Consider the following 13,805-nt stretch of genomic DNA (forward strand, 5'->3'; position numbering starts at 1 on the left):
CGCCCGGTTACATTCCGAACCCGGAAGCTAAGCCTTTCAGCGCCGATGGTACTGCAGGGGGGACCCTGTGGGAGAGTAGGACGCCGCCGAACAATTTTTGGGGAATGCCCCGCACCTGTTGGTGCGGGGCATTCCTGCGTTCAGGACCCTTTTCTACGACGGGCTGACCAGCTTCGCCTCGTACGCCAGGATCACGGCCTGGACGCGGTCGCGCGAGCCCGTCTTCGCCAGAACGCGGCCCACGTGGGTCTTCACCGTCGATTCCGCGAGATGGAGTCGGGAAGCGATCTCTGCGTTCGTCCAACCCTGGCCGATCACCGTGAGGATTTCCCGTTCCCGTTCTGTGAGCAGTGCGATCCCGGGGTGAGGTTTCTTCGGCGTCGTCGCACGTTCGGGTCTGTCCGTGGTCGGGAGGCGATGCGCGTACGCGTCCAGCAGCCGGCGGGTGAGGCTCGGTGCCACCACCGCGTCGCCGCTCGCGACAGCACGGATGCCGGACAACAGCTTCTCCGGGTGCGCGTCCTTGACGAGGAAGCCGCTGGCGCCCGCCCGGAGACCCGCGAACGCGTACTCGTCCAGGTCGAAGGTGGTCAGGATGAGCACCCTCGTACGGCTGCCGGCGGCGACGACACGGCGGGTCGCCTCGATGCCGTCGATACCCGGCATACGGACATCCATCAGCACCACGTCCGGGTTCAGCCGGTCGATCAGACGGATGGCTTCGGTACCGCTGCCCGCCTCGCCCACCAGGGACATGTCGTCCTGGCTCTCCAGCAGCATCCGGAATCCCAGGCGCTGCAAGGGCTGGTCGTCGGCGATCAGTACGGTGGTCACAGCAGGTGGTCCTCGTCGTTCGGCAGATGCAGGCGGACCCGCCAGCCGCTGTCGGGCGGTGGCAGCGGTCCGACGTCAAGTGTGCCCGCGTACAGGGCTGTCCGCTCCCGCATGCCGGTGATACCGCGTCCGCCCCGCCCGGATGAGGCCGTCGCTCTCGGTGCGCCGGTGTCGGTGATCTCCGCGGTGATGGAATCGGGTGTGTGGCTGAGCGCGACTCTCGCAGTGGCGCCGGGGCCGCCGTGCTTGAGGGTGTTCGTGAGGGCTTCCTGGACGACGCGGTAGACCGTGAGCTGGCGACCCGTCGGCGCGGTTTCGAGGTGGCCGGTGACCGTGATCGTTACCGCCAGGCCCGCTGCCCGTACGCCGTCGATGAGTTGGTCCAGTTCGGCGAGGCCGGGCTGTGGAGTCAGTTCGGCGGGGGTGTCGTGCGGGGCATCGTTCTGGAGTATGCCGAGCAGCCGGCGCAGTTCCGTGAGTGCTTGACGGCTGGTCGTGGCGATCGCGTCCAGGGCCTCGGTTGCGCGCTGCGGGTTCCTCTTCGCGGCGTACGAACCGCCGTCCGCGAGGCCGGTGATCACGGAGAGGTTGTGCCCGAGGATGTCATGCATCTCGCGGGCGATCCTGGTGCGTTCGGTGGCGGCGGCGAGTTGGGCCTGCTGGTCGCGTTCGATCTCCAGCTGTCTCGCCCGCTCTCTCAGGGAAGCCGTGTACTCCTGTCTCGTACGCACCACGATCCCCAGCATCGCCGCGACCGCGTAGCTCGTCAGGGACGACTGGACGGGGATGACCCAGTCCTCCTCGTGGAAACGGGCCGCTCCCGCGAGGAAGGGGACGGCCAGCGGTACTGCGCTCAGGGCGAGTTGGCGCATCGGCAGGCGCAGCGCGATGTTGAAGACGACGATCAGCTGGCAGAACGCGGCGATCTGGAGCCCGGCGCCCGACCAGGCGTGGAGCAGGGCGAGCGGTAGGGACGCGAGCAGCATGGCCAGGGGGCGCGTACGGCGGCATGCCAGGGTCAGCGGGAAGCCCACCGTGCAGACCGCCGCCGCCCACATCGGTGCTTCCGGGCTGGGCGCGACCGAGCGCCAGCCGCCTCCGGCCAAGTCGACCGTGCCCCCGAGCAACAGGCATCCCGTCAGCAGCAGGTCCCAGACGATCGGGTGCGACGCGTCGAACCCGCTGATCCGCTGGGCCGCGCGGTTGATGAGGTGGGTGAGCGATCTGTTGCCGCCCCCGGCGCCGCCGTCGTACATCCCTCTCATCCCCGACCTCTCTTCCCCGAACCTCGCCCTTGCTGGTGGCTTTGACGGTAGGCGGCGAGCGGCTCCGGGACGTCGGACCGGGGACGGGCACCGCCGAGGGGGCGTACTACCCCGGTACGACGAAACTCGTTTGTCGTCCTCGGGGTCCGGCGCGGAGGATCGCGTGATGAACCAGGTGAATCGCGCGGAGCGCGCCGTACCTCTTGGAAGCGCCGTGCGTGCCGTGCGCGCCGACGAGTGGGCCGAGGCCAGGGAGTTCCGGCTCGACGCCCTGCGGGATCCGGCCGCACCGGTCGCCTTCCTCGATACGTACGAGGATGCCGTTCGGCGCCCCGACTCCTTCTGGCGTGAGCGGACCGAGCGGTCGGCGGGGAGTGCGTCCGTGCGGCAGTTCGTGGCCGAGGCGGCGGACGGTGGGTGGGCCGGTTCGGTGGTGGGACTGGTCGAGCCCCGGGGTACGGCCGCGGCCATCGGTGGTCCGAGCGTCCGCGACCAGGTGCACGTCGTCGCCGTGTACGTCCGCCCGGAGCACCGGGGCACCGGTGTGCTGAAGGGGCTGTTCGACGTCGCCGTCGCCTGGGCGTGGTCGCTGGAGGAGCCGCGTGTCGAGCGGGTGCGGCTGTACGTGGACGAGCGGAACGGGCGTGCGCGCGCCGCGTACGCCAAGCTCGGTTTCGAGCCGACCGGGGAGACCGTCCCGGTCGACAACGAGCCCTCCGCGCGGGAGTTGGAGCTCGCGTTGCCGCGGCCACCGGACTGAGCAGGGCTTGAGCGGACCAAGTCGGCCGAAACCGTCGGTTCAGGCGGGCAGTTCCTGGTGCGGCCAGCGGTCCCGGCCCTGCTCACGCGAGCGCAGCAGGACGAGCGTGGGCATCCCGTGCTCGTCGCCCTCGGCCAGCAGCTCGGGCAGCGCGGGAAGTGGCGCCACCGCTGCCACGTCATCGAGGACCAGGGACATTGGTGGGTCGAGCCGACCGGCGGATGACCGTGCGGCCATGCGGCGGCCGTGCTCGACCACGTTCGAGGCGAGAGCGGTCAGCAGCGGCATCGCTCCCGGGCGGGTGCGCGGATCTTCGATCGGCTCGCCCACCACGTAGAGCGTTCCCCCCTCGGCACGAAAAGAATCCAACGCGAGCGAGTCGGCGCGATTCGGTGTGCACGCCTCACGGATATGGACGGACGACAGGGAGGTCAGCGCACGGGCCGTCAACTGCTGTGCGATGTCCCGGCGTTCGGGATAAGCCGTGAGCGCGGACTCCAGCAGACCCGCGAGCCCGGAGGCGGCCTTGGGGTGCGTACGCAGCAGCCGTACGGCCTCGTGGGCGCTGCCGCCCTGTGCCCAGCGGTGCACCTGCTTGAACGGCCGTGAGTCCACGGCCGCGGCGTGCAGCCAGCAGCGGAGCAGGGTCTGTGCCGTGTCGGCCATCGCGGCGTCGAGGCGGGCCGGCGGTCGGACGGGCGCGAGCAGCGCGCCGGCCCGTTCGGCGGCGGTGTCGGCGTCCTCGCAGCCCGAGGTGGGGGACCAGTGGAGACGGGCCGGGGTGTCGCAGAGGTGGCCGGGGTCGTAGACGAGTACGGGGCCGAGTTTGGCGCGGGCGTCCTTGGTCTCGGCCCAGAGGGTGGGGTCGGAGGTGACGACGAGTGCGGGGCCCTCGGCGTCCTGGATGGCCTGTACGGCGGCGGGGCGCCGGGTGCGGGGGTCGCCGCCGTACCGGACGTCGGCGTAGGGGGCCGTACGGGGCGCGGGGACGGGTGGGGGGACGGATGTGGGGGCCGCGACGGGTGCCTGTTCGACCGTCTGCTCGACGGGGGCCGGGGGCGGGACTTGAGCAGGCGGAGACGTGGGCGCGGGTGCGGGTGCGGGGGTCGGCTCCGGCGTGCGGGCCGGCGCGTCCCGTACGCGCTCCGCACCGGCGCCCGCAACGGCCTCCGCAGCCCCGTTCACGCCCGCGCCCGCGTTGGTGCGCTCCTGGTCCCGCGAGGGCTCCCGCACGTGCTCGCGCTCCCGGAGCCGTACCGTACGCAGCGCCCGCCACCGGACCACCACACCCAGCACGAACACCGTCAGCACGGCCGCCACCATCAGCTCGCCGATGAACAGGCCCCAGAACAGCCCGTATCCGGAGAGTTCGCCCGCCGGGGTGCCCGGCCAGGCCGCGGGCAGGTCGTGCGGCGCCGAGACCAACCGCCGTATGGCCGACGGCGTACGGGTGAAGGTCACCGAGTCCGGCCACGAGCCGCGCGCGAAGAGCGCGGCGAGGCCCGTCGCCGTCCACACGAACAGGGTGATCCCGAGCAGGAAACCGAGCACGCCGAGGATCAGACCGTCCGGGATCCCGCGCTGCGGGCCGGGTCCGTACCCGGGTCCGTGTCCTGGACCGCCTCCCGCCGCCATGCCCCTCACGCCACCGTGGACTCGGAGGACGTGTCCAGCCGCTGCTGTTCCATGAGGATCGCGCGCTGTTCGGCCTCCCACTCGGCGGCCCGTACGTCGTCGGGCATCCCGCCGTTCACGGCACCGGCGGCGTCCGGGGCGTCGGTGGCGTCGGGCGTCCGGCTGTTCTCCGTCATGGCGCGGTCGGTGAAGACCAGTGGCCGTTCCGCCTCGGTGACCAGGTGTTTGACCACCTGGACGTTGCCGTTGACGTCCCACACCGCGATACCGGGCGTCAGACTCGGGATGATCTCGACCGCCCAGCGCGGCAGCCCGAGCACCTGGCCGGTGGACCGCGCCTCGTCCGCCTTCTGCGCGTAGATCGTCCTGGTCGACGCCATCTTCAGGATGGCGGCGGCCTCCTTCGCGGCGGCGCCGTCGACCACGTCGGAGAGGTGGTGGACGACCGCCACGAACGAGAGCCCCAGCCGGCGGCCGAACTTGAGGAGCCGCTGGAAGAGCTGCGCGACGAACGGGGAGTTGATGATGTGCCAGGCCTCCTCGACCAGGAAGATGCGCTTCTTCCGGTCGGGGCGGATCCAGGTGTGCTCCAGCCACACGCCGACGATCGCCATCAGGATCGGCATCGCGATCGAGTTGCGGTCGATGTGGGACAGGTCGAAGACGATGAGCGGCGAGTCGAGGTCGATCCCGACCGTCGTCGGTCCGTCGAACATGCCGCGCAGGTCACCGTCGACGAGCCGGTCCAGGACGAGCGCGACGTCCAGGCCCCAGGCCCGTACGTCGTCTATGTCCACGTTCATCGCCGCCGCCGACTCGGGCTCCGGGTGGCGCAGTTGCTCCACGATGTCCATCAGGACGGGCTGGCGCTCGACGATCGTGGCGTGGACGTAGGCGTGCGCGACCTTGAGGGCGAAGCCGGAGCGTTCGTCCAGGCCGTGCCCCATCGCGACCTCGATGATCGTGCGCAGCAGGGCGAGCTGGCCGGTCGTGGTGATCGCCGGGTCGAGCGGGTTGAGCTTGATGCCGCCGTCCAGGGCCGCCATCGGGTCGAGCCGGATGGGGGTTATACCCAGCTCCTGCGCGATGAGGTTCCACTCGCCGGCGCCGTCCTCGCCCTGGGCGTCGAGGACGACGACCTGGCGGTCGCGGAAGCGCAACTGCCGCAGGACGTACGTCTTCTCCAGCGCCGACTTGCCGTTGCCGGACTCGCCGAGGACCAGCCAGTGGGGGGCGGGGAGCTGCTGCCCGTACAGCTGGAAGGGGTCGTAGATGTAGCCCTTGCCGCTGTAGACCTCGCGGCCGATGATGACGCCCGAGTCGCCGAGGCCGGGGGCCGCGGTGGGCAGGTAGACGGCCTGCGCCTGGCCGGTGGACGTACGGACCGGCAGCCGGGTGGTCTCCACCTTCCCGAAGAGGAAGCTGGTGAAGGCGTCCGTGAAGGCGGACATGGGATCTCGCATCACAGGCCCCTATCAGCGACGGCGGTCGGCTTCTGGATGACGGTCATCGGCGGATGCCGGTCGCGAACGGCAGGGTGTTCACGAACGCCCGGTGGTGCTCGCGGTCGCACCACTCCAGCTTCAGGTACGACTTGCCGGCCGACGCCCGGATCGTCCGCTTGTCCCTGGCCAGGGCCTCGGGCGAGCGGGACGACACCGTGATGTACCCGACGATGTTGACCCCCGCCGCGCCGCTGGCGAGATCTTCACCCCGCTGGTCGAGGCGGCCGTGAGCGGCGATGTCGCGCGGGTCGACGGTGCGGTTCATCTTGGCGGCGCGGCTCGCGTCGGCCTCGTCGTTCGTCTTCTCCGTCAGCATCCGCTCGATGGCGACCTCGGTCGGCTCCAGGTCCATGCAGACCGCGACCGTACGGATCACGTCGGGCGTGTGGACGAGCAGCGGGGCCAGGAAGTTCACGCCGACCGGGGTCATCGGCCACTCCTTGACCCAGGCCGTGGAGTGGCACCAGGGGGCGCGGGTGGAGGACTCGCGGGTCTTGGCCTGGAGGTAGGTGGGCTCCACGGCGTCCAGCTCGGCGGGCCAGGCGTTTCGTTTCGTCATCGCCTGGATGTGGTCGATGGGGTGGTCCGGGTCGTACATCGAGTGCACCAGGGAGGCCAGCCGGGCCTGCCCGAGCGGCTGCCGGACCCGGATGTCGGCCTCGGCGAGCCGGGCGCAGATGTCGGTGAGTTCACGGGCCATGACGACGGCGAGCCCGGCGTCCTTGTCGAGCCTGCGGCGCCGGGCACCCTTGCCGCCGGCCGCCTGGCGGGCGGCGCGGGCCATGGCATGGCCCTCGGAGGCCAGTTCGCGGGTGTAGTGCATACAGGCCACGAGATAGGCGCGGTGCTGCTCGCTGGAGGTGGAGACCATGGACTGGAGCTGTTCGTACGACTCCTGGAGCCAGCCCGGTGACGCGGAGTCGCCGCGCTGGGCGACGTCCTTGGCGTGCGCGTCGGGGTCGGCGGGGAGCGTACGGGCGAGCATCTGGAGGCGGGTGACGAAACCGTCCCCGTTGGCGACGTGCTTGAGGAGCGTGCCGAAACGGTCGACCAGGGCCTCCTGGTCCTCGCTGTCGCGCAGGCCGACGCCGGGGCCCTCGATCTCGATGGCCGCGGTGACGGTACGGCGGTCGGCGTGGAGCAGTACGGCGATCTCGTCCGGGCCGAAGGGCGCGGCCAGCCAGTTGATCCGCCCGATACCGGGCGGCGGGCCGACCTCCACCTCACGGCCGTCGGCGGCGGTGCCGGACTCCATGGCGGCGGAGCGGTAGGTGGTGCCGTTGCGCAGGGTCCGCTTGTAACTGCGGTTGATCTCGAACCACTTGTAGACGGTGCGGTGCTTGTACGGCACGTACACCGCGGCGAGCGCGAGGAGCGGGAACCCGAGCAGTGTCACGATCCGCAGGGACAGGACGGGGACGATGAGCCCGCTCATCATGCCGAGGAACGCGCCGAGGATGATCAGCGCGATCTCGCCGGTCTCACGGTTCTTGCCGACGATCGCGTTCGGCCGGGCACGGCCGATGAGATACGTGCGGCGGGGCGCGATCGGATGGGACTGAGTCGTCAACGCCCTCCACCTCCTGTGCTGTTGTTACCGGTTCCGCGATTGCCGAGGCTGCTGCGGCTGCTGTGGGGGGTGCCGCTGGTGGGGCTGCTGGAGCGGGGCGTGGGGGCGGGCGAGGGGACGCTGCCGCCGCCTCCTCCGCCGCCCGAGGAGGGACGGCTGCTGTGGGCCGCGACGCCGCCGGAGACCGGGTTGGACGGCCTGGCACCGCCGCCGCCGCTCTCGCCGCCGCCGCCCCGGCCGCTGTGGGTCTTGATGCCCTGTGAGACGACACCGGCGGGCGAACTGATCACGGCGGCGGCCCGGCCGCCGTCGGTGGACAGCTTCGCGTTGCTGCGGGCGCTGGCGATCTCGTCGCCGAAGCCGGGGACGAAGCGGTAGATCATGGCCGAGGCGAAGATCGCGAGGAGGATGATGGCGAGGCCGGAGACGACGGCCGAGAACGAGTCGGGCCCGTCGTCGGACGAGGTGAGCGCGCCGGCGAGGCCGAGGACGATGACGATGACGGGTTTCACCATGATGACCGCGATCATGAGCCCGGCCCAGCGGCGTACGTGGCCCCACATGTTCTTGTCGACGAGCCCGGAGTAGACGACGACGCCGAGGAGGGCGCCCACGTAGAGCAGGATCGCCCGGATGAACAGCTCCAGATAGAGGATGCCGGCGGCGAGGATCGTCACGAGGGACACGACGATGAGCATGATCGGCCCGCCGCCGATCTCGGTGTCCTTCTTCAGCGCCTCGGAGAACGTCCCGAAGAACACATCGGTCTGCCCACTGGTCCCGCCGGCGATGACCTCGGTGACGGCGTCGGTGGCGGAGACGAGCGTGTAGAGGATGAGCGGCGTGAACGCGGAGGCGAGGACGGTCAGCCAGAGGAACCCGATGGCCTCGGAGATGGCGGTGGTCAGAGGGACGCCGCGGATGGCGCGCTTGGCGACGGCGAGGAGCCAGAGGATGAGGGTGAGGACGGTGGCGGCGGCGAAGACGACGGCGTACTGGGAGAGGAAGGCGGTGTTGGTGAAGTCGACCGTGGCGGTCTCCTTCACGGCCTTGGAGAGGGTGTCCACGGTCCACGCGGCGGCGTCGGCGCAGCCGCGGGCGAGCGAGGTGAGGGGGTCGAGGGCGCTGGTGGGGTCGTTGGGGGTGTTACGGCTGCTGCTGCCGGCTTCGCCGTCTTCGCAGTAGTCCTTGGCGAGGCCGACGATGAGATCGCACGGATTGTCACTTTCGCTGGGGCTCGGACTCGGCGACGGCTCCGCGGACGCGCGCGTGGCCGACATCACGACCAGTGCGGAGGCACTCGCCGCCGAGGCGAGGAGCGAGGACAGGCCGAAGCGGCGATTACCGCGCATAGGTGAAGCCTCCGTATCCCTCGACAGCCTTGGCGATCTCGTCGGCGGAGGAGGCTCGGTTGTCACCGTTGACCGGTGTCGGGCCCTCGGACTGCGCCGATGACACGATCTTCCAGTCGTCACCGACCCACTTGAGCTTCTCTGTGATGGTGAACCAGGTGGCGGTAACAGGCTTCGTGGAACCTTCGCCGGCCAATCCCACAAGACCGGTGCACCAGACCTCGGCGGTGGCCGTGTCCCCGTTCATCTCGGTCACCTTCGTACCGACGGGCATCGTCCTGGAGACGAATGTCTGGCCGTTCGGTGCGCTGCCGTCGTCATTGAGGCCGACGTTCTTGAGGAAAGCCGGGGAGTAGGCCTCGTCCAGCTGGCCGAGGAGCGCGTCGACGGCAGCGGGATCATGGGTGGCGCGGACGATGTCCTGCCGGGAGTCGGCGGTGAACATCCCGACGGAGCCCAGCGCCACCGCGTAATTCGCCGCCGCGCTCTCCGCCCCCTGCTCGTCCTTCGCGAACCCCGAGGGAATCCCCCCGTTCTTCCCCGTCACCGGCTTCACCCCCGACGCCGATGTCGGTTCCGAGCCCGCCGCTCTGTCGCCGACGCCGCCCGCTCCCGACGTGTCGTTGTCGCCGCCCCCGCGGTTCGCGAACGCGATGGCCGCGATCAGCAGCACCACCACACCCACCACCGCGACGAGCGAGCGCGAGCTGCGCTGGGGCCGGCGGGCGCCGCCGTACCCGTCGCCGCTCCCGCCGTCCGGCAGACGCGTCCGCGTCTGGCCCATCCCGGCGAAGCCGCCGTCCGTCCTGCGGCCCGGGTCGCTCCCGTGGCCGTGCTCATCGCCGAAGCTCATGCCGCGTCCGCCCCCTCGACCGTTTCAACCGTGTGCAGTTCCGCTTGCGGCAGCGCCCGGGTGAGCGCTCTCGCGAGCGCCGGCAGTGTCGCGTGACACGACGGTAGCCGTGCTGGTTCCCGCGCGGGCGCGGTGTGGTGACTCGACATCAGGGAGACGCAACCTCGGCGGATGGGCACGACGGACGGATGGTGTTGAGGGTGGGCCGGGCGTACCCGGTGCGGACCGGACCGGTGTGACGCTAAACAGCCATCCCGTACACGATCGTGAAGACCGTGCCGAGCGACCCGATGATGAAGACGCCGGTCAGTCCGGCGACGATCAGGCCCTTGCCCTGCTCCGCGCTGAAGGTGTCCCGCAGCGCGGTCGCGCCGATGCGCTGCTTGGCGGCACCCCAGATCGCGATGGCGAGACAGAGCAGGATGGCTACGGCCATCACCACCTGGACAATGACGCGAGCCTCGGTGCCGAGGTTCCCGAAGGGTCCCCAGCTCGGAGCGATACCACCGATGATGGTGTTGATGTCGCCCTTCTCGGCTTCCACGTCCATGCAACTCACCGCCCCTGTTGGGTTGTTAGGTGCCCGCGCCCGGCGGGCACGGATCGCCTTCTATCTTCGCTGATGGAACCGCCCTCGTATGCCGACTTGGCGGGTCTCTTTACCCGATCCCCGCACGTTTGACCGATCCGACCGCCCTGACCTGCGTCATGAACCGGAGGATGCGAGTACGCGTATGGTCACTCTGTGTATCACGCAGGGTGACTCCGGGCAATGATTGGCGTTGTGCACTCTTGCGCCCGCCTCGGTTCTGCGTCCGTGCGCCATCCGTGCGCCGCCCGCGGCCCGGAGCCGGGCCCACCGTACGGGTGAACCTGCGCGGGCCGCCTCGCTGTTGCCGGCGGGCGCCGGAACCAACGGGGGACGGGGCTCCCGCCCTCCCGCTGCCCCGTGTCCCGCCTCCTGCCCTCCCCGCCGTGCGGTATCTCCCCCTGCCCCGGATTGGGACAGTGCCACGCGACATCCCGGACAACAGAGGACAGGGGCGGATGCCATGGCGGGCTATTCGGGCGGTTTGCGGGCGTTGGCCGACGAGGCGGGCCCTGAGCCGGGGACTTCGGGCGCGGTGTCGGGTGAGCGGCTGAGGCACAGCGACGGACCGTGGACCCGGGCGGCGGGCGGGGCCGAGGTGATGCGTACGCAGATGGCTTACGTGAAAGCGGAGTTCGCAACGGCGCACGAGGGCGTGGCCGACCGCTGTGCGGGGTTCAGCGCCGTCGCGGTCCTGGGCACCGTACGTACGTCGTGGGAACGGCGCATCGAGGCAGCCCGCGACGAGTGCGGGAGCCTGGCGGGCCGGCTGCGCGCGGTGGCCGGGACGCAGGGTGGGCACGACGCCGCGGTCAGATCGACCCTGGCGGGGGTCGACGCGGGAACGGACGCGGATGCCGGAGGGCACGGCGGGGCGGTCGGTGGGGCGCCCGGTGAAGCCGTCGGTGGGGCGGTCACGGGCGGCGCGAGGGCCGGCCGGTGAGAGGTGGCGGGCTCACCTGGGCGCAGTTACGGGACGTGGGATGCGCCGAACTGGAGGGCGCGGCCGACGGCTGGGGCAGGGCGAGCAACCGCGCGGACGCGGCCCGCGACCGCATCGACAAGCAGCTCCTCACGGGCCTGGCCGAGACCCAGGAGGGCGAGGCGGCGTGGGCGGCGGCCGGGCGGCTGCGGGCGCTGGGGCGCAACTTCCAGTACATCCACTCCGAGTGCGGGCTGGTCCGTACGACGCTGAACAGCCTCGCCCAGGACCTGCGCGGCTCGCAGCGGCAGCTCCGGGAGGCGCTGGACGAGGCGGCGGGCCTGAGACTCACGGTGCGGGCCGACGGGGCGGTGACCTACCCCGATGCCGGGGAGGACCCGCTCACCAAGGAGAAGCTGCGGGGCGGTACGGCGTCCGGCCGCGCGTATCCGCTCACCGCCCCGTCGTCGTCGGGATTCACCAGCCCGAACCCCCTCGCGGCGAAGGCGCAGGACATCGCGGACCGGATCGCCCGCGCGCTGAGCGAGGCGGCGGAGACCGACGCGCGGTACACGCGCGCACTGCGGAAGCTGATCGCCGAGGACGGCCTCACGGTCACGGAGGCGATGTGGGCGGACGCGAGCGCGGACGCCACGGCGGTACGCGCGCTCACGGCGGACTACCTCAGTGCGGCGATCCCCCGCGACGCGACGCCCGCGGAGCGCCTGGCGTGGTGGCAGGGGCTGACGGAGGAACGGAGGGAGGAGTACCTCGCGGTCCACCCGGACACGATCGGCAACCTGGACGGCATCCCCGCCGCCGTCCGCGACGCGGCGAACCGCGACAACCTGGCGCTCCTGATGGGCAAGTTGGCGGGCGCCGAGGACGACGCGTCGCGGACGATGCTGGCGGGGCTGAGATCCATCGACGAGCAACTACGGGCCGGCGGTCATCCGCCGATGTTCCTGCTGGGCATCGGGGACGAGGGGAACGGGCGCGCCGTCGTCTCGTACGGGAATCCGGACACGGCGAGGAATGTGTCGGCGTACGTGCCGGGACTGGGGACGGGACTTGACGAGGATTTCGCGGAGAACGACTTGAAGAGGGCGAGGGACACCTGGGCCGGTGCGGCCGAATACGACTCGTCGACGGCGTCGATCGTATGGCTGGGATATGACGCGCCGCAGCTCTCGGTGGACGACGTCACGGGGAACACGGACGTGATGTTCACGGACAACGCGGAGGCGGGTGCGTCGGCGTACGGCCAGTTCATGTCGGGAATCGCGGCCACGAACCACCACGAGAACCCGCACCTGACGGCGGTCGGCCATTCGTACGGCTCCCTCACGGTGGGCCAGGCCGCGCAGCGGGACGGGGGCATTCCGGGCGTGGACGACATCGTGCTGGTGGGCAGTCCCGGGACGGGCGCGGATTCCGCGGCCGAGCTGGGGGTCGGGAAGGGACACGTGTACGTGGGCGCGGCGGAGAACGACCCGGTGACCCGGATGCCCGCGAAGGGCGAGGCCCAGGGCATGGGGATGGGCGCGCTGGGAGGCGCCTCGGCGGGAGCGGTACTGGGAGGCCCGGTGGGCGCGGCGGTCGGCGGGGCGGGTGGGGCGGCGGTGGCGTACTTCGCGCAGGACGCGCAGACGGAGAAGAGCGAGATCTGGTTCGGCACGGATCCGGCGCACGAGGATTTCGGGGCGAGGAGGTTCCGGGTGGAGGACGGGCCGAGACCGGTGCTGGATTTGGGGGGTGTGAAGGCGCACACCAACTATTTCGATCCGGATCGCGACGAGGTGTCGGCTCGCAACGTCGCCAAAATCGTTGCGGGCAGAGGGCAGGGAATCAGCATGCAGGAGCCACGATGAGAAGCGCACGTGCAGTTTGCGTCCTGCTGCTGATTGCGGTGGCGGGATGTGGAATCACATCAGACGCGAACACTCCGGAGGGGAAGCAATCGGGTATGAACATGCAGGAGGCTGCTGAGAGAGCGGATGCGATTGTTCAGCAGACAATCGATTCGGTGGAGCCGAGACTCCACTGGAACCATGGGCCATCCATCGACAAGGCTTGCACCGACTTCAAGAAGGACGCCCTCGGTACGGGGTCTGTGAGGCGCCGAGTAGCGATCATGACCATTGTCTCGGAGCACCGTAGGGGCAGTTTGCTCGGTGTTGTGGAGCGCGACTGGAAGTCGCGAGGCTACGAGATCACCAGCGTGGATACGGACCGGGAACTGCCCGCCATCTACGCGGCCACTCCCGAGGGCTACCGGATGAGCGTCGCGGTCGCCGGGGAAGGTCAGTTCTTCTTCTCCATCACCACCCCCTGCTTCGCAGAGTCGGACGTCGCCGATCCCGCCACCCCGCCGAACACCCCGCAGCGCGCGGGTGGTTACCCCCAGCGTCCCGACGTCCACGACGACTTCTGGTCCGTCCCCGCGCCCCCGCCCCGCGTCTGAGTTGCCGTCACTTCCGTAGTACCCCTCCGTCGTCCCTGTGGCACAGTCGTTCCAGG

At 70.6% G+C, this 13,805-nt stretch carries 12 protein-coding genes and 1 rRNA gene; 5 read left to right on the forward strand and 8 right to left on the reverse strand.

Features of this window, described 5'->3' with window-relative positions:
- Positions 1-92: ribosomal RNA gene (gene rrf, locus ACZ61E_RS28700) — 5S ribosomal RNA — on the forward strand; the annotation flags it as partial.
- Positions 93-153: 61 nt separating this feature from the next.
- On the opposite strand, the gene ACZ61E_RS28705 is transcribed toward rrf, so the two are convergent.
- The gene (locus ACZ61E_RS28705) at positions 154-834 is read right to left on the reverse strand and encodes a response regulator (protein WP_469702935.1); all 681 of its coding nucleotides are present in this window, start codon (positions 832-834) and stop codon (positions 154-156) included.
- Positions 831-2,099, reverse strand: a complete 1,269-nt coding sequence (locus ACZ61E_RS28710) for a sensor histidine kinase (protein ID WP_469702936.1) — start codon at positions 2,097-2,099, stop codon at positions 831-833. Before ACZ61E_RS28710 ends, ACZ61E_RS28705 begins: the two co-directional genes overlap by 4 nt.
- 166 nt (positions 2,100-2,265) lie before the next feature.
- On the opposite strand from ACZ61E_RS28710, the gene ACZ61E_RS28715 reads away from it, so the two are divergent.
- Positions 2,266-2,859 (forward strand): GNAT family N-acetyltransferase, encoded by a 594-nt coding sequence (locus ACZ61E_RS28715; protein WP_469702938.1) that lies wholly within the window; start codon positions 2,266-2,268, stop codon positions 2,857-2,859.
- 39 nt (positions 2,860-2,898) lie between these two features.
- Here ACZ61E_RS28715 and ACZ61E_RS28720 read toward each other — a convergent pair whose 3' ends face one another.
- From ACZ61E_RS28720 to ACZ61E_RS28745, 6 genes are all read right to left on the reverse strand, one after another.
- Complete coding sequence (locus tag ACZ61E_RS28720; RefSeq protein ID WP_469702939.1) at positions 2,899-4,494, reverse strand: type VI secretion protein; 1,596 nt, start codon at positions 4,492-4,494, stop codon at positions 2,899-2,901.
- Positions 4,495-4,499: 5 nt separating this feature from the next.
- Positions 4,500-5,957 carry an ATP-binding protein gene (locus ACZ61E_RS28725; RefSeq protein ID WP_469702941.1) on the reverse strand — a complete coding sequence of 486 codons (1,458 nt, stop codon included), beginning with the start codon at positions 5,955-5,957 and terminating at the stop codon, positions 4,500-4,502.
- A 43-nt stretch (positions 5,958-6,000) separates the two neighbouring features.
- Entirely contained in the window at positions 6,001-7,569 is a 1,569-nt protein-coding gene (locus ACZ61E_RS28730) for an SCO6880 family protein (protein ID WP_469702943.1), read from the reverse strand.
- The gene (locus tag ACZ61E_RS28735) at positions 7,566-8,921 is read right to left on the reverse strand and encodes a hypothetical protein (RefSeq protein ID WP_469702944.1); all 1,356 of its coding nucleotides are present in this window, start codon (positions 8,919-8,921) and stop codon (positions 7,566-7,568) included. Before ACZ61E_RS28735 ends, ACZ61E_RS28730 begins: the two co-directional genes overlap by 4 nt.
- Entirely contained in the window at positions 8,911-9,774 is an 864-nt protein-coding gene (locus ACZ61E_RS28740; RefSeq protein WP_469702945.1) for a hypothetical protein, read from the reverse strand. The genes ACZ61E_RS28735 and ACZ61E_RS28740 overlap by 11 nt, the downstream gene beginning before the upstream one ends.
- A gap of 241 nt (positions 9,775-10,015) precedes the next feature.
- Entirely contained in the window at positions 10,016-10,324 is a 309-nt protein-coding gene (locus ACZ61E_RS28745) for a membrane protein (RefSeq protein ID WP_023540597.1), read from the reverse strand.
- Between the two features lie 502 nt (positions 10,325-10,826).
- On the opposite strand from ACZ61E_RS28745, the gene ACZ61E_RS28750 reads away from it, so the two are divergent.
- The 3 genes from ACZ61E_RS28750 (at position 10,827) to ACZ61E_RS28760 (ending at position 13,749) form a co-directional block, all read left to right on the forward strand.
- A complete protein-coding gene (locus ACZ61E_RS28750) occupies positions 10,827-11,306 on the forward strand; it encodes a hypothetical protein (protein ID WP_469702947.1) in 480 nt (159 codons plus the stop codon).
- The gene (locus tag ACZ61E_RS28755; protein WP_469702949.1) at positions 11,303-13,156 is read left to right on the forward strand and encodes an alpha/beta hydrolase; all 1,854 of its coding nucleotides are present in this window, start codon (positions 11,303-11,305) and stop codon (positions 13,154-13,156) included. Before ACZ61E_RS28750 ends, ACZ61E_RS28755 begins: the two co-directional genes overlap by 4 nt.
- A gap of 263 nt (positions 13,157-13,419) precedes the next feature.
- Entirely contained in the window at positions 13,420-13,749 is a 330-nt protein-coding gene (locus ACZ61E_RS28760; RefSeq protein ID WP_469702950.1) for a hypothetical protein, read from the forward strand.
- The last annotated feature ends 56 nt before the right edge of the window (positions 13,750-13,805 follow it).

The organism is Streptomyces sp. NPDC104581 (assembly GCF_055583685.1).

What these genes read in the sequence shown, in the direction of transcription:
- ACZ61E_RS28710 (WP_469702936.1), bottom strand. Translation starts at nt 2,099, where the DNA reads ATGAGAGGGATGTACGACGGCGGCGCCGGGGGCGGCAACAGATCGCTC.
- ACZ61E_RS28715 (WP_469702938.1), top strand. Translation starts at nt 2,266, where the DNA reads ATGAACCAGGTGAATCGCGCGGAGCGCGCCGTACCTCTTGGAAGCGCC.
- ACZ61E_RS28720 (WP_469702939.1), bottom strand. Translation starts at nt 4,494, where the DNA reads ATGGCGGCGGGAGGCGGTCCAGGACACGGACCCGGGTACGGACCCGGC.
- ACZ61E_RS28725 (WP_469702941.1), bottom strand. Translation starts at nt 5,957, where the DNA reads ATGCGAGATCCCATGTCCGCCTTCACGGACGCCTTCACCAGCTTCCTC.
- ACZ61E_RS28735 (WP_469702944.1), bottom strand. Translation starts at nt 8,921, where the DNA reads ATGCGCGGTAATCGCCGCTTCGGCCTGTCCTCGCTCCTCGCCTCGGCG.
- ACZ61E_RS28740 (WP_469702945.1), bottom strand. Translation starts at nt 9,774, where the DNA reads ATGAGCTTCGGCGATGAGCACGGCCACGGGAGCGACCCGGGCCGCAGG.
- ACZ61E_RS28745 (WP_023540597.1), bottom strand. Translation starts at nt 10,324, where the DNA reads ATGGACGTGGAAGCCGAGAAGGGCGACATCAACACCATCATCGGTGGT.
- ACZ61E_RS28750 (WP_469702947.1), top strand. Translation starts at nt 10,827, where the DNA reads ATGGCGGGCTATTCGGGCGGTTTGCGGGCGTTGGCCGACGAGGCGGGC.
- ACZ61E_RS28760 (WP_469702950.1), top strand. Translation starts at nt 13,420, where the DNA reads ATGACCATTGTCTCGGAGCACCGTAGGGGCAGTTTGCTCGGTGTTGTG.